This window comes from Mesorhizobium sp. M7A.F.Ca.MR.362.00.0.0 (genome assembly GCF_004023175.1).
Taxonomy (GTDB): domain Bacteria; phylum Pseudomonadota; class Alphaproteobacteria; order Rhizobiales; family Rhizobiaceae; genus Mesorhizobium.
This window is the reverse complement of record NZ_RZTF01000946.1, coordinates 1-368: the sequence shown is the minus strand read 5'-3', so window position 1 is coordinate 368 and position 368 is coordinate 1. Positions and strand designations below refer to the sequence as shown.

General features: G+C 61.1%; 1 pseudogene. It reads right to left on the bottom strand.

The features are described from left to right. Positions 1-342: pseudogene (locus EOC06_RS38635) on the bottom strand (hypothetical protein); the annotation flags it as partial. Positions 343-368: the final 26 nt, after the last annotated feature.

The following is a 368-nucleotide window of genomic DNA, read 5'->3' as shown; positions in this document are numbered from 1 at the left end:
GAGCGATTTCTCCGGCCCGGTATCTTTCTGGCCGTACTGGAAAACGCGCTTCAGAACCTGGTCGTCTGGCGGCTTCGGCGGTTCCGGAGCCGGCTTTTGTTCAGGCGGCTTTTCAGCCTTCTTTTCAGGTGTCGGCTCAGGTGGCTTTGGAGCAGGTTTCGGCTTGGGCTTCTCGGGTGGCGGCACGATCGCGACATTGACGGGCTGTTCCTGCTGAACCGGCTGCTGCTCGGGTCTCGGCAGGCCATAGACCAGAAACGCCGCGATGAGCGCATGCAGGATCAGCGATGCGGGCAAAGCCCACAGCAGATGCCGCCGCCGTTCTCCTGTCTCGCCCTTCATCCTCACCGATGTGGAATGAAATAGCG